This window comes from Dokdonia sp. Dokd-P16 (assembly GCF_003095655.1).
GTDB lineage: Bacteria > Bacteroidota > Bacteroidia > Flavobacteriales > Flavobacteriaceae > Dokdonia.
The window spans coordinates 3,434,103-3,449,028 of the sequence record NZ_CP029151.1 but is presented as its reverse complement, the minus strand read 5'-3'; the positions used below and the strand labels follow the sequence as shown (position 1 = coordinate 3,449,028).

General features: G+C 33.8%; 16 protein-coding genes. 5 read left to right on the top strand and 11 right to left on the bottom strand.

All coding sequences use genetic code 11. The features are described from left to right. Window positions 1–5 precede the first annotated feature (5 nt). Genes DCS32_RS15340 through DCS32_RS15315 form a run of 6 tightly spaced genes read right to left on the bottom strand, consistent with a single transcriptional unit; the run spans window position 6 to window position 6,199 of the window. Entirely contained in the window at window positions 6–839 is an 834-nt protein-coding gene (locus DCS32_RS15340; protein WP_108879082.1) for a DUF4138 domain-containing protein, read from the bottom strand. Further along, on the bottom strand, window positions 836–1,762 hold the full coding sequence (gene traM / locus DCS32_RS15335; protein WP_108879081.1) for a conjugative transposon protein TraM: 927 nt from the start codon (window positions 1,760–1,762) through the stop codon (window positions 836–838). The genes DCS32_RS15340 and traM overlap by 4 nt, the downstream gene beginning before the upstream one ends. Then, window positions 1,752–2,366 carry a conjugal transfer protein TraK gene (locus tag DCS32_RS15330; RefSeq protein WP_108879080.1) on the bottom strand — a complete coding sequence of 205 codons (615 nt, stop codon included), beginning with the start codon at window positions 2,364–2,366 and terminating at the stop codon, window positions 1,752–1,754. Before DCS32_RS15330 ends, traM begins: the two co-directional genes overlap by 11 nt. Window positions 2,367–2,378: 12 nt before the next feature. Then, entirely contained in the window at window positions 2,379–3,221 is an 843-nt protein-coding gene (locus tag DCS32_RS15325; protein ID WP_108879079.1) for a hypothetical protein, read from the bottom strand. A gap of 1 nt (window position 3,222) precedes the next feature. Next, entirely contained in the window at window positions 3,223–3,792 is a 570-nt protein-coding gene (locus tag DCS32_RS15320) for a conjugal transfer protein (protein WP_108879078.1), read from the bottom strand. Window positions 3,793–3,796: 4 nt separating this feature from the next. Continuing rightward, a complete protein-coding gene (locus DCS32_RS15315) occupies window positions 3,797–6,199 on the bottom strand; it encodes a TraG family conjugative transposon ATPase (RefSeq protein WP_108879077.1) in 2,403 nt (800 codons plus the stop codon). A 71-nt stretch (window positions 6,200–6,270) separates the two neighbouring features. On the opposite strand from DCS32_RS15315, the gene DCS32_RS16330 reads away from it, so the two are divergent. Next, complete coding sequence (locus DCS32_RS16330; RefSeq protein WP_162533673.1) at window positions 6,271–6,453, top strand: hypothetical protein; 183 nt, start codon at window positions 6,271–6,273, stop codon at window positions 6,451–6,453. A gap of 16 nt (window positions 6,454–6,469) precedes the next feature. Here the strand turns inward: DCS32_RS16330 and DCS32_RS15305 are convergent, their stop codons facing one another. Continuing rightward, window positions 6,470–6,757 (bottom strand): hypothetical protein, encoded by a 288-nt coding sequence (locus tag DCS32_RS15305; protein ID WP_108879075.1) that lies wholly within the window; start codon window positions 6,755–6,757, stop codon window positions 6,470–6,472. A gap of 147 nt (window positions 6,758–6,904) precedes the next feature. On the opposite strand from DCS32_RS15305, the gene DCS32_RS15300 reads away from it, so the two are divergent. Continuing rightward, entirely contained in the window at window positions 6,905–7,588 is a 684-nt protein-coding gene (locus DCS32_RS15300) for an N-acetylmuramoyl-L-alanine amidase (protein ID WP_239057531.1), read from the top strand. An 84-nt stretch (window positions 7,589–7,672) separates the two neighbouring features. Here the strand turns inward: DCS32_RS15300 and DCS32_RS15295 are convergent, their stop codons facing one another. From DCS32_RS15295 to DCS32_RS15280, 4 genes are all read right to left on the bottom strand, one after another. Beyond that, window positions 7,673–8,335, bottom strand: a complete 663-nt coding sequence (locus DCS32_RS15295; RefSeq protein ID WP_108879074.1) for an ATPase — start codon at window positions 8,333–8,335, stop codon at window positions 7,673–7,675. Further along, window positions 8,319–9,071: a hypothetical protein gene (locus tag DCS32_RS15290; protein ID WP_108879073.1), complete on the bottom strand. Its 753-nt coding sequence runs from the start codon at window positions 9,069–9,071 to the stop codon at window positions 8,319–8,321. Before DCS32_RS15290 ends, DCS32_RS15295 begins: the two co-directional genes overlap by 17 nt. Next, window positions 9,068–9,349 carry a helix-turn-helix domain-containing protein gene (locus DCS32_RS15285; RefSeq protein ID WP_108879072.1) on the bottom strand — a complete coding sequence of 94 codons (282 nt, stop codon included), beginning with the start codon at window positions 9,347–9,349 and terminating at the stop codon, window positions 9,068–9,070. Before DCS32_RS15285 ends, DCS32_RS15290 begins: the two co-directional genes overlap by 4 nt. A gap of 272 nt (window positions 9,350–9,621) precedes the next feature. After that, complete coding sequence (locus tag DCS32_RS15280) at window positions 9,622–10,455, bottom strand: RteC domain-containing protein (RefSeq protein ID WP_108879071.1); 834 nt, start codon at window positions 10,453–10,455, stop codon at window positions 9,622–9,624. A gap of 428 nt (window positions 10,456–10,883) precedes the next feature. Here DCS32_RS15280 and DCS32_RS15275 point away from each other — a divergent pair, with 428 nt between their 5' ends. The 3 genes from DCS32_RS15275 (at window position 10,884) to DCS32_RS15270 (ending at window position 14,901) form a co-directional block, all read left to right on the top strand. Beyond that, window positions 10,884–12,452, top strand: coding sequence for a helix-turn-helix domain-containing protein (locus tag DCS32_RS15275; protein ID WP_162533672.1), 1,569 nt, complete (start codon window positions 10,884–10,886; stop codon window positions 12,450–12,452). Between the two features lie 90 nt (window positions 12,453–12,542). Continuing rightward, on the top strand, window positions 12,543–12,677 hold the full coding sequence (locus tag DCS32_RS16305; protein ID WP_262497445.1) for a hypothetical protein: 135 nt from the start codon (window positions 12,543–12,545) through the stop codon (window positions 12,675–12,677). A gap of 22 nt (window positions 12,678–12,699) precedes the next feature. After that, window positions 12,700–14,901, top strand: coding sequence for a prolyl oligopeptidase family serine peptidase (locus tag DCS32_RS15270; RefSeq protein ID WP_162533671.1), 2,202 nt, complete (start codon window positions 12,700–12,702; stop codon window positions 14,899–14,901). Window positions 14,902–14,926 lie beyond the last annotated feature (25 nt).

Genomic DNA, 14,926 nt, shown 5'->3' with positions numbered 1-14,926 from the left:
ATGGATTAGTTAGGATTATTAATAAATCTATGTGATACGTTAAGTTTAATATTTCGTTCTCCATTGAGTTCGTTTAATTCTAATACAGCTCTTCTGTCATCACTCAGCGAAAACATTGGAACGACATAAATTAGCTTCGTTTTTTGATTCGCTTCAATTCTGGATGGTAGTCCAAATTTGTACATGGGCTTTATGACAATACTTTGCAAAGATTTTTTCTTTCCTTTTTGTCTCGTTTCAATAGAGAGGTTTAAAAAATTGAGATCATAATCTAGGCTTGAATTGTTTTCGATTTGTATTTCAAAGTAAAGCTCATTTTTATCAAAAACGATATTTTCGACACTCAATACGATATTCTCTTTGACATTTTTTATTCTTCCTATTCTCTGATTCTTTTCTAATAAATAGGCACAAAACTTATTGTAGTAGAACGTATTATTATTATTAATATCTGCTTCTTTTGTTATAGCTTGGTCAACCTTTGAAAGCTTTGGATTTTCATTACCTATACTTTCTGATGTTTCTACAAAGTAATTAAGCTTGCTAAGTGCTGATTTATAGCGTATAAGATACGAAAAAATTGCGCCTTTGTTATTGATTACCAGTAGATTACTTTCTTTTCCTGGCTTCGCCTGCAGTAAACCAAAGTATTGTTCTTTTTCTCTATTGAAGGTAAATACAAAATTGTCTGAGCCTGTAATTCCTTGCCGGATTGGTTCAGGAAAAAAGAGAGCTACGTTCTTAAATTCATTTGCATAAATGGTATCTAGTGGTAAGGTTTGTTGCGCTTTCGCGAAAGCGGAAAATCCAACGATCATTATAAGTATCACAGTTTTCATAAGCTTGGTTTAAGGATTAATTTATAATTGTTCAGTACGGTAACTTTTAGGTTACGATTTTTCTGTTTTAAGAGTTTTGTAATACCACTCACTTGTGGAACGCTAGGAATATTTATATCCTGAAGCACATCCTCTACGACCTCACTAGTTACTTCTGCTCGGAAGTTGTTCTCTATGTAGATGCCTTCACTACCATCCTGTAAATCAAAAGCTTTTAAACTAGTAGGAGCGTGATTTATAGCCTCAATAGATATAAGCACCCGATTGGGTTGGAAGCTTATAAAGCCATAAATAGGGGTATTCTTAGCTATTCTCTTATCATTTATTATAGCATCCTTTATTAATCGCATACGGATGCGAGAATTAGATTGTACTACTTGGCTGCCATCAACTACAACATAGATAGCTTTATCTGTCGTACCTGAATTGTCTGATACATTGGGCTTTGGAGCTGCAGCAAAGAAGAGCTGATGCTCCAGACCTAGTTCTTTAACTTTAATCTTTCGTTCTCTTTCTTGTTCAGCGCTATCAATTTTTGACTTTTTTGTAATATTTCTTTTTGCCTTTATACTGCTGTAATTCCTATCTGAATAGATTATGTTACCTGCATTGTAAATGCTATCTACGATACGCTCTTTTTCTTTCTCGGGTAAGTCTGGATCGTAAAAACCTAGTGAGTCAATAAGCTTTTCATCATAGATGCTGGGTGCGTTGTTCTCGCGGACTTTTTTTAAATCATTAATAGCATCTAACTTGGAAGTGTATTCTTTTTGATTGTCACTTATATCTGGGATAAGATATTGCTCAAGATTGTCACTCTCCATATCATCATCTCCCATTAATAGCATTGAATATGCTATAAGGAATATGAAGATGACAGCAAGAACTGAGGCAAATACGATTTTGTTTTTTTCAATTTTCATTGTTTATTTTTTTTAGACTACTTTCAAAGTAATCTGTGATTAAAAGTCCGTGAGGATTATTGGGGAAGTTCCTATTCACAACTATTAATGAGCCCGTAGTTATGAGTTCATAACTATCTACGATGGTACCTCGGTTTATTTCAAAAGAGGTGGTTGTAGTAAAAGTGTATGCTCCGTGTTCTTCTTTTAATTGTGACTCAATTTGTAACACTTTTTGAACAAGAGAGTATTGTAATAATCTGTTGTATACGCCATCAGATTTCTTTTGCCTGTAAATATTGTCTACAGAGCTATTCCCTAGCCATAAAGCCTTTTCTAAATTAATCTCATAGTTGCTAGCATCTATATTGTAGAAATAGCGGTGAAAGAGTTCTAAATGTGCCAGGGCTTCTACTTGGAAATTTGCTTTCTGCGTGACTAGTTTAAGCGGTATGACACTTCCATCTGTATTGATTGCAAAAGCATTGTTAAGCGCTTTCTCATTAGTATTATATGCCATCCATAGTGAGAAGGAACTTGAGGCAAGTGAGCATACAATTACACTCAGTACAATAATACGGTTGAGCTTGAGCACTGAAGTTATATTCTTATAAGGTGTTTTCATAGTATAACAGATTTAATTGCTGAATAGACGTAGCGTGAATGAAGTAGCACGCTTGTAGAGTTTGAATTTGAGAAAAACGATAAAACCTACAGAGCCTAGCTGAACTACCGGAGCAAAAAAACCTTGAGCGGTATCTGTTCCAAAAAGCTCACTCCAGAAATTGGAGTTGATTTCTGTATAAATAGCATTTACAAATACATTGACAAGAAAGAATGCAGGGACAAGCATATAGACAGCAGCGTATAGTTTAAAAAAGTTATAAGCCAGTGACCTAAATTTTTCAAATACAGCGAGACTTATCACAAGAGGAAAGAAGGCTTGCATAATGCCAAGAAGGAAAAAGCGTTCTGCTAGAAATAGGGGATAGATAAAGAGATCTAATATCCACAAAATCATCCCTGCGATAAATGCTAGCATTTTAAAACCGTAGAGCGGAGTTACTAGAAGCTCGTATAGAAGGGTCATTGCGTTTGTAGCAGCATCGATTAGACTTATATCTTCCTCGATGGGTATGTCTTGCATTTGTAAAGGAAGTAATGCAGGAGCCGTGCTTCTGTACTGACCTTCTACAGACACTAAGATTGCATCAAAGAAGCCTAAGACTTGCGTCGAAAATATGACAAGCACTACAATAGCAAAATTTTTAGCAAGTTCTCCAGGACTTAATCCCCAAGAATAACCATCCTTGTCTGCAATTCCTTCATTATATTTCTTGAGTATATTGACAAGAAAGAAGAGTATAGCAAGAGTTTTCATGCCTGCAATTGTATATTGAGAGAAGCTACTATTCTGGATGGTTTGGAAAACCGCATCCACATATTCTAACCCAAAACCTACAAGGAGTAAATCGGTCATATCAATAACCTGTTTCGCGATTATTAATCTTATCCTGCATTTTCCTAAATGATATGATGTCTTGATAGCGTTTAGTTTTGACAGTGATATTAGATACCATCTCCTTGGACTCAAGCTCCTTTTGTTTGAGAATATCTGCGCGATCTGCATCACTCATCTTGAGGAAGTCACTCGACAATATCTGGTCGATAAAGTCCATGGTGTCTAGTGAATTTTCTACAATTGAACTGAAGGAATTTGAAACTCTTGTAATCTCATCAGCCTTGATAAAAGGGGAGTTCAAAATTTCATATAAGTCATCTTGCATGACGTTAATGAGGTGCTGGTTATTATTAGTGATCTCCTGCACAGCTTTTAATTGTTGAATTACGCTATTAACCTTTTCTAAGTTCTCTTTTTGTTGTTTTAAAAACTGTACAGTTTTTAATAGTTGCGATGTTTGTTTTGCAGATTCGATAAGGGACTTTACTAGACTAACAAAGTTCGTGTTGTCATACACAGGAGCTCCCTGAGCTTTCAAGTTGAAGCTGAAAAGAACAGCTATTGCCAATGTGATAATTTTTACTTTCATAATATTATGTTTTAGATGTGAATTCAATAATTGCTTTTTGCATATCGAGATGCTTTTCAAAAAGCTTCATGATTTCCTCGTTTTCTTTACCATCAGTGAGGTAGGCTGCATAGACTTCTTTTGGAACTTCAAGACGGAAAATGTTACTTTCCTTTCCAATCTTGATAAACATCTCTGTATACTTTCGAGGGCCAGTAAGGTTATTTCTAATAGACTTTAATTGATTAAGATCGTGGCTTGAGAGGTTCAGCCGTTTTACTAATTCATCATACCCTTTTTCATTATTAAGGCTGTAGACTACTTGAGTATTTTCAAGAATACTAGCAGAAGTAGAATTATCAGGTAGTTGGTTGATAGATTGTAGAATAATCCCAATAGCTCCATTTTGCTTACGTATGGCTTGATAGTAGAATTCAACACTTTCGAGGACATTGTCAAATTTCAGTTGCTTTGCAAACTCATCAAATAGTATGATACCTTTCTCTGCACGATTCTTCCATATGGTTCGTTGGATTGCAGATTTAATGAGCTTAAGCATTACAGAAAGAATTTCTTTATTATCCTTTACTTCATCTAGTTCAAAAACGATGAGGCGCTTGTCTTCAATCTTGTAGGTTTGGTCTTCACTTATCTCAAATAGAAAACTATATAGACCATCGCCAACATACTCTGACATCACATGCAAGAAGCCTATGACATTAAAGTAGTCAGGATGGATTTTTAAATCACTAAGTAGATGAGCTTGATTATCTTCTATAAAACTATAGAAACCATCAAGAGAGTGGTTATCAAGGATATTACTATAATAGTGCTGTAAAATCTTCTTAACGGATACAGATTGTGCTTTTGTGACTTTTAAATCTGATCCAAATAGCTCAAATAAGAAGATGGATAAATCCTCTAAACGTTCAGGAGAAAGATCATCCTTATGACTAATATAAAATGGATTGATGCCCAAGTTTTTACCGCTCTCATAGCGTAATACGGTGTACTGCTCTGGGTATAACTTTGCAAATTTTGTATAAGAACCTCCTAAGTCAATAATGACTAAACGTACTCCGCTTTCAAAATACTGTCGGAGTATATTATTCGCCAAAAATGATTTCCCTTCACCGGTAGGAGCAAAAATGGCAAAATTTCTAGCTTTAATTCTTTTTTTACGCTCATCCCAAACATCCTTCAATACAGGAATGTTGTACTGTCTATCGTTGAAGATTATCCCAGTTTCATCAGATTTATAGTTTGTGTTGTTTATAAATAAACATAATGCGTGTTTTAGGTCTGTTACATATAAATCTGCGTTTGAGAAATTAGAAGAGAAGCAGCAGTAACTATTTAAAATGTAATTTTTGCGTTCTTCTCCACGAGGGTAATAGGGAATGATATCAAGTTCTTTAAATTCAGTTTTGATTCTAGAACCTATTTGCGCAAGGTTTTCTGGATTCTTATCCCAGTATATTACATTGAGATGCCCGCGTATGATTCGAGCATTATCATCGGCATTGATTTGGTTTAAGATATGTTCAATTTTTTTGAGAACGACTTTATTCTGAGAGCCAAAATTGGAACTTTTATTAAGCTCTTCTACTTTTTTGTCAAGGAGCTTTCGCCATTTTTGTTTGTCGTCTAGATATAGAATCTGATTAACAATATGGTTCTCATTAAGCGTAAGCCCTAGACCATCAATAAACCCTTGATGAAATACAAAATCGTCAGACGTGAATTTCTCATTGGTTTTGCTACTCTGTACACTTTCGCCAAAGCACAGTTCGCTATTGATGGCAAGGGCATCAAAATAGTTTTCGCCTATATTGACGCTTTTCTTTTCTAATAGTATATCTGTATCAAAGCCTTGATTGAATCCATTAAAATAATCGTTTGTTAGGTCCTGTATCTCTTTCGCTTTAAGCGAAATAAATTTCATCTTTCTACTATTATTAATGAATGATATAGAATCATTAACAGCTCCTATAAATCTTGAAACGGAGTTGTCCATTTTTTGAACAACTCCCTTTTCAGTTTTCTTTAATGGATTAATATACTTGGCATTATTTAGCGTCTTATTTTTTGTGAGAGTGAAGTAAATGAAGCAGCGATGAGACATATGTTCTCTTCCCGTGAAGTGCTTATGTGTTGCCTGTTCTAAGAAGGTGGTGTTAGGCAACTCACTAGCGTCATAATCTTTTTTTAAGTAGATATCTTGTTTATGAACAACAGTGCCTGTAGGTAGTGACTTGAGCGCTTGAAACCAGGAGCCGTGCATATCTTCAAAATCCTTTTCAGATAGCGAGTAAATCTCTGGAAGAATTCCTTCATAACACAACACGACATTACCGTTGTTTGCAAAAATGATATTGTCTTGAATATCTACGATTGGATTGTATCCAGCAAAGTCAATCTTCTTCATAATCAATTGTTGAGTTTTTCTTATTGCTGATAATTAGAGGAAAGGAATTGCCGATTTGGAATAGGTGAGGTTTGCTATTAACACGACCTAGGGCGATATATAATGCAGCATTTAAAAACATTGCACCTATCACTGTAGGAAAACTGAATGAGAAGATGATAACCAGTAAAGAGGCTAGAATGGAGACCATCATTAAAGCAAATAGGGAAATGGGCAATCCAAAAATGATTGCCCGCTTTCTAATATTCTTATAAATTTCAAAGCGCTTCATTACACAACGATGCTTATCAAATAAGTAAATATGCCTACAACAGCTCCTGCTATAAGTACAAATACTAGGACTCTTGTAATTCCTTTTTTAAGATCTGCGTTTTCACCAAAGAAGTGACCTGCATTAAATAGAAAGCCTACTAAGAATATTACACCTAGGAGAATGGGAAAAATGGTTCTTATGGTATCTCCCACATCATTTACAGAGTCTTCAATACCTCCTATTTGTGCAAAAAGTGACGACGATAACAACGATAGAAAAGTTGCTAGATAAATTGATTTTTTCATAATGAAATGCTTTAGATATTTAGTTTGTTTTCGATAATTGAAATTTACATATATTTGATTGTAAATAACTGAAAATCAATTATTTGTAATTAAAATTAATTTTAAATTCATTTGCATCTATTTGATATTAAATGAGTTCAAATTATAATGAGAATAGATTTTGATATGCTTGAAAAAAGAAAATCTGAATTGAAAAAAGTGTTCAAAAACGTCAGTTTTGTGTTTTTACTACTTCAGTTTTGTGTTGTTTTAGCTCAAGGCGAAAATGAAAAAAGAAGAATTGTAATCGATCCTGGGCATGGTGGATTTGACTCTGGTGCGGTTGGACCAAATGGAGTGCTTGAAAAAGATATTGTTCTTTCAATAGCGGAAGAAATAGTAGCCATTAATAAGAAATTAGGAGAACCGCTTGATATTTATCTCACGAGGTATCGTGACACTTTAATTTCGTTATCACATAGAACGAAACTAGCTAAAACAATAAAGGCAGATTTATTCGTGTCTTTGCATTGTAATCATTCCGATAATCCAAATGCGAGAGGAGTAGAAGTTTATGTTTCCAATGAGAAATCTAAATATTCTCATGAAGCTACTTGGCTTGCTTATAGGTTGCAGAAGTCTTTTAAAATAATATTGGGATTTGAGAGTAGGGGAGTCAAGTTTGGAAATTTTCAAATACTGAGAGATAGTAACTCTCATGTACCTGCAATATTAATCGAGTTGGGATTTTTGAGTAATTGGGATGAGGAGAGATTTCTTTCTAATGATGAGAGCCCAACACATATTGCAAAAGCAATTTATAGAAGTTTAAATAATCACATCAAATTATAATTATGGATCAGTTCTTTGTATCACTCGTCAATAGTATTCTAGAAATAGTGTCAACCATATTCAAAATGATACGTGATAAATAAATCACACCCTTTTATCTACAGCTCTCTCATCGAAGGCAATTAAATTAAATAGTTCTCGCATCCGACTGCGTACTCGATCTCCGTAAAGCTTTTCAAGCTCTTCTGCATTGAGATTTGTAGTTACGTGTGTTTTTAGGTTATGCTTTGTTTGTTTGTAGAGATCGTATCTGGAGAGAAGAATTTCACCCATTACATTCAAATCCTTACCATAGAAGCGCCCAGCAGGTTCTATACCTAAATCATCAAAGCAAAAGAATTTAGTGTTACCATAATCTTCGATGGTCTTGAATCCGATACAATTAAAACCAAAAACAACATTCCTGCATGGAATTATCTCATAAGGTCTCTGAAACGGTACGATATAGCGTAATAATTTCATTAAACTAGTCTTACCACAGCCTACGGGGCCACTAAGTAAGATTCCTTTTTCTAGATCAATACCATATGCTTTACAGTTAACTTTATCTTTGATAAAATAGGAGCAGAGCTTGAGCAAAATATCTTTGTCTTCCTCATAGATCTTAAATTTTTGTCCAAAAAGGAGTTTTCCTTTTGCATTGAGATAGATTAAGATTTTAGGAAAATCATAAACGACACTTTTTCCATCAAACTTACCAATAGAATATTCAACAGCTCCTTCGATGATTTTAGAGGGGTTGTCCATAATCTTTGTATTTAGTGGTTCGCAAGTTGTCCTGTATTTGGGACACCTGACTTAGGTTTTGTTTTGTTTTTGATGCAAAAATTTCTGCGCGATCCATCCAGCTAATAGCAAGTGCACGCCAATCACGAATAGGCTTTCCATCGCTTGTTTTCCATTCTCGTTGCTTATAGTATTGATAGAATTTTTTTGCTTCTACGGCATCAAAACCTTTATCTACAAAAAATGAAATAAGTGTCTGCCAGTCCTTTGACTGTTTAGTTAAGTTTTCTTGTTTAGTATTGTTTGTTTTAGATACCAGTGCTTGTCCATTCATGGGACGGTACTCGTCTTGAGCTTGTTCATAACTGGGACTGTGCTGTTTTGTTTCAGGTACAGTTTTGGGATGGTACTGTGCTGCAACTTGTTCTAATACGGGATTGTACTGTCCCTGTACTGTTTCAGTAGTAGAACATAAAATGGCCATCTTCAATTTGCTACCCTTATATGGGTTATGGGAAGGGAAGTAGAAGAGATAGCCCCAAGAATCCAAGTCTGTAATGCATCGATGATATGTAGACTTAGAGCCTATTTTTGCAGCACGCATGACGTGCAGTCTACTTACATAGAATTCTGTAGAAAAACGACTACTATTCCACTCTTGAAAAAGAGCCATGTACAAGCTAATATGAGATGGATTAAGGCGATCATCCGTGTAGAATTTTTCAAAAGCGCTGTTTAGAAGCTTTATATAATTCATCCTTGGTTAATTTTAACTTTATTAGCTTCCATTATATTTCCAATATCTTCACTATCGTAAAAGAGAATGCCTCCTATTTTAGTAAAAGGAAGGGTTCCATTAATTCGCAAGGTTTGTAATGTACCTGGGCTTATTCTTAACATCTCGATGACTTCAGAAGATTTGAGATATCTCTTGAGGTTACCTGAACCCTTTTTGGATAGTAGCTTTTTAATATCATCGAGCAATTCCATTTTGAATTCCCTTAAATCGTCTGTTGTAATAATATTTGTTGGCATGATAAAGTGGATTGTGGTAAAAGAGCCAACTTAAACACTCTCGTTTCTCATTGCTACTCTTTGACCTGATTTGACTTCTATTCCACAAATCTGTTGCTTATTATCTAGTTTTGTTCACTAGTTTGACCCTACTATGGTTAAAGTTTAACACATTGGTAAATAGTGATTTATAAAGTGTTTTGTAGGGTGTGTTATGCTTTCGCGAAAGCGTAACTTAATAAATATCCGTTATAGTTTTTAAATCAGGAGGTCAACCGAGTACGGGACTAATTTTAACTTTCTGAATTGTTTATTTGAGACAGAAGACTAACCGAGAGATCGTCTAAAAATTTTGTTCTGCTCATTTTTCGTGCTTTTATTTCTGAATAGGTTTTATAGATGTCGCCCACTTCATAATTAAACATACTTGAAAATGCTCTAGCGATTTCTTTAATTTCAACCGTACCATTATTAATGATTCGATTACTATGTAGCGCATAAATTAATTCTGTAATTGCTGCTTTAGATCCTGTCCATTCTAAATTAGATGGACAAGATTTGTTTAACGCTTTATGACTAGAGATTTGAGTTAACTTAGATTTATAATCTATTATGAAGTCTGCAAAACGCTTATATGCAGTTAATCTGCTCAAACATAAATCTCTACTTGATGAAAATATAGGATCTCTAAAAAAGGGTTCTGAGTATTCAAAGCCAACAACTTCTGAAGGTCTAATGAAATAGTAAAAGTCTAAATCTTTTCTGCCTAGACGCATATAATTTATAAACTCATTATGTTTAGTGAAATATAAATTAAGTTTCTTGAGTTCTTTGTCACAAAATGAAAGCTGTGATTCTTTTTCACATTGTGGAATGTTAAACATAAAGTGTTTTAAGCTCGCTTGAAAAACTAGTTCTGTTTGAGGTATTTGTTTTTGGGTTTTAAAAAAATGAATTTCTTGTTGACTAGAGGTAAAATTATTTCTGCTTATAAAATCTCTTAAGTTACAAAGACACTGTTGGCTCAAATTCATCAAGTCCAAAACTTGACGTAATTTATCTTCTTCTAAATCTCTTTTATCGACTAGATTAATTTGAAATTCCTGTAAGATAGATGCAATTGTCACCAATTTTAGTTTTGCTGTAAATTAATATAAGTGTCCACATATTTTATAGGGTGAGTACGACCAAAACTATTGATTTATAAAACGAGGGCTTAAAGAGCATCGTTATTTATGAATTACGTCCGAATTATTATTTTTGTAAGAAAATGCCTGATAATCAAGTGATTATTGTTTAAAATGTAATAAAACTTTTAAAATAATAATTAAATTACAGAAACAATCATAACCATACTCTATACCAGAGGCATATATTCAGCGATTAAAACCATTATTGTTTAGCTGTTTTTGATGCCTTAGAATAAGAACAAATGTTCCATTTACGGCTATTAGTCATCCTTTTGTTATTACTCACTCCTACGCTTATTTTATTAGGCCAGAAAAGCCACACCAAATACTTAGATAGTTTGAAGGGCAAATCTTTCGAGGTATTAATGGACGATTTTTGGAATAATTTTGAGAATACAGAGACGGCAGAGAAGATTGCGATTGCTTATAATCAAAAAGCAAAAGGTTCGAAGAATAAGCTTGAGTTGGTGCGTTCGTTTGATCTTCTAGCAAGAATTTATACAGTAGAAAAAAACATCTTATTTGCCGATAGTATTATTCAATACTCGTCTGAAGTAAATAGTGATTCATATCCTAGTATTGGTTATTCATTAAAAGGTTATAACTACTATGCAATAGGTGATTATGAAAGTGCACTTGATAATTATTTAAAGGCATACGACTCTGCCAAAGAAAAAGGGAACGCTTATCAACTTATTGAAATAACTCAGGTCATAGGAGCTCTTAAAAACCGCTGGGGTAATTATGAAGAAGCTCTTGAAATCTATAAAGAACACTTTGATCTCTTAGAGTCATTAGAAATATCAGATGGTGAGTATAGGGAAGATTATTTAATTACGTTATATAATTTGTCACTCTCCTATCAGAGAAACAAGAAATACGATTCTTCAAATATTTATATTCAGAAAGGAATTCAAGAAGCAACCGAAGGTCAAGACACTCATTTTTTGTCTGATTTCCGACACGCTGAAGCAGTAAACTTGTATCTAACATCAAATTATATTGAATCACAGAGGGCTTTTTTAAAGTTAAAAAGTAATCCTATGGATCCATTTAAGGAATCAATTACAAATTACTACTTGGGGCAAGTTGCTTTTAGAAACAATAAATCTTCACTTGGTATTTTCTACTATCAGAAAGTAGATTCTATTTTCAGAAAAAATAATGAAGAGTATCCGGAACTGCGCGAGGTTTATGAGTATTTGGTTACTCATTATCGTAAGAAGAACTCCCCAGGAAAAGAACTTGATTACATAAGACAGCTTCTAATAGTTGACAGTTCCCTTGCTAGGAATAGAGAATATTTAAACCAAACAATTATAAGAAAGTATGAGACCCCTGAACTCATTGAAGATCAGAAAGATTTAATTGCAAAGCTTAATGGTAAAAATAAGCGCACATCCATAATGTCTTATGTATTTGGAATTTGTTTAATTATTCTGATCATACCCTTAGTATACTTCTATAGAAGAAGTATAAAAAATGCAAGACTCTTTAAAGAACTACAAACCAAAAGAGAACACCATAAAATTGTCACGCTAGCTAGCAAAGCTTCGATTGCAGACGAGATTGAGGTGTTAATAGTTGAAAAACTGAAAATTTTTGAAGAGAACCTACGATTCACTGATGAAGATATATCCCTGAATAAGCTGGCAAAAGAAATAGGTTCAAATTCTACTTACGTATCACGTGTCATTAATAAAACACAAGGAAAAAACTTCTCTAATTATATTAATGATCTCAGAGTTGAGCATATACTAAAGCGGTTAGATGAAGAACCTATATTGATCAACTACAAAATTAAGGCACTAGGTGAAGAAGTAGGATTTAAAAATAGCGAAGCTTTTTCAAAGGCGTTCTTTAAGTATACTCAGATGAAACCTTCCTTTTACTTGAAGAAGATGCGGGAAAAAGATGTAGCTGATAATACGTAATTTATAAATAACGACTTCATATAGAGTTATTTAAGGTTGTTTGCTATTAAAATAGCATAATTTGTAATCGAATAATTAAAACACTCTATTATGAAAACAACATCAATTAATGATTTCAAAAACAAAGAAATCAAGAATCCAGAAAAGATCTTTGGCGGTACTGGCGCCGATGGAACCATCGACAAGGATAAAATCAAACCACCTAGACACGGCAATGCAAACTAAATGTCAAAATCTTAAACACTCTATGTTGAGAAATAACTTAGGGTGTTTTCTTTCAAAAATTGGGATACTCACGGTATTCTTTTTTGCTAGTATTTCTTGTTCTTCTCAGGAAATAGCTCTCACATATCCCATTATTGAGAAAGGCGATAGCACTAATACGTATTTCTCACATACTATATTAGATCCTTATCAGAATCTTGAGAATGAAAATGATACTATCAATACTGATTGGTACAACGTTCAAAATAAGCTTGCTATAAATACATTAAATAGAATTTCTGGAAGAGATGAAATGCTCAAGACTTTAATAGCTTACGAGGATAGAATAGATGAAATTATAATTGAAAACAAAATAATTGCAAATGGGAATCATTTCTATTTAAAGAGAACAAAGAATGAAAATATAGCATGTCTTTACTTTAAAGAGAGCTATAAAGCCAAGGAGGTGTTGCTGTATGATCCAAAAGCTTTTAATAGTGAAGTGGATAATAATGTGATTAGTTATTTTAAACCATCTTGGGATGGTAAAAAGGTGGTAATTGCCATCACTAACTCGGGTAAGGAAATATCAGATTTAATCGTCATGACTGTTTCTAATCAATCGCTAGTAGCAGATGTTATATCCAGAGCAAGACCAGAATCCTTTCTTGGTATTTCCTGGTTACCTGACAATTCTGGTTTTACATTTTTACAGTTTGGTGAGCAGGAATCAGACCTCAATTACAGTGTGCTTTATAGGCTAGGAGCTTCAAGTAAATCTCTAACAAGAGTCTTTGGGACAGGGCTTCAAAAAGATATTCATATTGATGCTAAGGGAGTTTATCCTATAGCGAAGCTTTATAACAGTAATGACCCATATATAATAGGTTACATAGCAACCGTTGAAAATTTTTGGGAAGCGTATGTTTCTGATATTAATGAATTTTCAAAAGGGACTCCAAATTGGACCAAATTACACGATAAAGATGATTTGTTATACACTGATTCTGGACGCTTTCTTAAAGGAATATATATATTTAAGAGTAATCGAGATTTCGAATCAAATGCACTCTATAAAGTGAATAGTGAAAACTTTGCTTTCGCGAAAGCAGAACTTATTTGCAAACCAGTCGAGGGCGAAATATTACAAAGCTTTATAATTAATGGTGACGAAATTTATTTCACAACTACAAAAAATGGCGTCTCTTCAAAGTTATATAAATGTGTAAATGGAGAAAGTTTAAATATTGAACTACCTATGAATGTAGGTTCAATTTCATTAAAAAATAATCCATCAGACGAACAATCAATTTTCATAAGCTTATCAGGATGGACAATGGATAATCAACGATATTTATATCATACTCAATCTAATGTTTTTGAATTAAGTCCATTAAGCGATAAAGCCAGTTATCCTGAATTTAATAATATAAGATCAAGAGAAGTAGAAGTAGTATCACATGATGGCGTATTGGTTCCATTATCTATCATCTACAATGAAGATGCAAAACCTAAAGAAGCTAGTCCAACATTATTTTATGGATATGGATCATATGGAACATCCTTAGAGCCGTTTTACTCTACGACATTTTTACATTGGGTAGAACTTGGTGGAATACTCTGTATTCCTCACGTGCGCGGAGGAGGTGAGAAAGGAGAGCAATGGCATCAAGATGGAATGATGAATAAAAAAGAGAATACTTGGAAAGATCTAATTGCCTCTGCAGAATATATGATAAATGAGGGTTTTACATCAAAGGATAAAATTGCAATTTATAGTTCTAGTGCCGGCGGGATAATGATTGGAAAAGCTGTTACGGATAGACCAGATTTATTTGCAGCAGCTATTGCAGAAGTTCCAATTATGAATCCTCTGAGAAGTGAAGCAAGAAAAGGAGGAGGAGGATCAAATATGCTCGAATATGGTACGATTAAAGATGCTGCTCAAGTAAGTGGATTAATAAATATGGATCCTTATTTAAGTTTAGAAAAGAATATTAAATATCCTGCCATACTCCTCACTGCAGGAGAAAATGATCCAAGAGTGCCAAAATGGATGCCAGGCAAATTTGCTGCAAGGGCTCAAGAATTTTCTATCTCTAGCAAACCAATTCTGTTTCGCATAGACAAAGACGCTGGTCACGGAACAGTCGACGAGAAAATAAAATATTATCAAGAGTATGCAGATGTTTTTTCTTTTGCTTTTTGGCAGACAGGTCACCAAGACTTTGTTTTAAAAGATTAGTATTTGCAAAAGCAATCATCTAAAT

What these genes read in the sequence shown, in the direction of transcription:
- DCS32_RS15340 (WP_108879082.1), bottom strand. Translation starts at nt 839, where the DNA reads ATGAAAACTGTGATACTTATAATGATCGTTGGATTTTCCGCTTTCGCG.
- DCS32_RS15295 (WP_108879074.1), bottom strand. Translation starts at nt 8,335, where the DNA reads ATGGACAACCCCTCTAAAATCATCGAAGGAGCTGTTGAATATTCTATT.
- DCS32_RS15330 (WP_108879080.1), bottom strand. Translation starts at nt 2,366, where the DNA reads ATGAAAACACCTTATAAGAATATAACTTCAGTGCTCAAGCTCAACCGT.
- DCS32_RS15320 (WP_108879078.1), bottom strand. Translation starts at nt 3,792, where the DNA reads ATGAAAGTAAAAATTATCACATTGGCAATAGCTGTTCTTTTCAGCTTC.
- DCS32_RS15305 (WP_108879075.1), bottom strand. Translation starts at nt 6,757, where the DNA reads ATGAAAAAATCAATTTATCTAGCAACTTTTCTATCGTTGTTATCGTCG.
- DCS32_RS15325 (WP_108879079.1), bottom strand. Translation starts at nt 3,221, where the DNA reads ATGACCGATTTACTCCTTGTAGGTTTTGGGTTAGAATATGTGGATGCG.
- DCS32_RS15270 (WP_162533671.1), top strand. Translation starts at nt 12,700, where the DNA reads ATGTTGAGAAATAACTTAGGGTGTTTTCTTTCAAAAATTGGGATACTC.
- DCS32_RS15290 (WP_108879073.1), bottom strand. Translation starts at nt 9,071, where the DNA reads ATGAATTATATAAAGCTTCTAAACAGCGCTTTTGAAAAATTCTACACG.
- DCS32_RS15300 (WP_239057531.1), top strand. Translation starts at nt 6,905, where the DNA reads ATGAGAATAGATTTTGATATGCTTGAAAAAAGAAAATCTGAATTGAAA.
- DCS32_RS15285 (WP_108879072.1), bottom strand. Translation starts at nt 9,349, where the DNA reads ATGCCAACAAATATTATTACAACAGACGATTTAAGGGAATTCAAAATG.
- DCS32_RS15315 (WP_108879077.1), bottom strand. Translation starts at nt 6,199, where the DNA reads ATGAAGAAGATTGACTTTGCTGGATACAATCCAATCGTAGATATTCAA.
- DCS32_RS16305 (WP_262497445.1), top strand. Translation starts at nt 12,543, where the DNA reads ATGAAAACAACATCAATTAATGATTTCAAAAACAAAGAAATCAAGAAT.
- DCS32_RS15275 (WP_162533672.1), top strand. Translation starts at nt 10,884, where the DNA reads ATGGACGATTTTTGGAATAATTTTGAGAATACAGAGACGGCAGAGAAG.
- traM (WP_108879081.1), bottom strand. Translation starts at nt 1,762, where the DNA reads ATGAAAATTGAAAAAAACAAAATCGTATTTGCCTCAGTTCTTGCTGTC.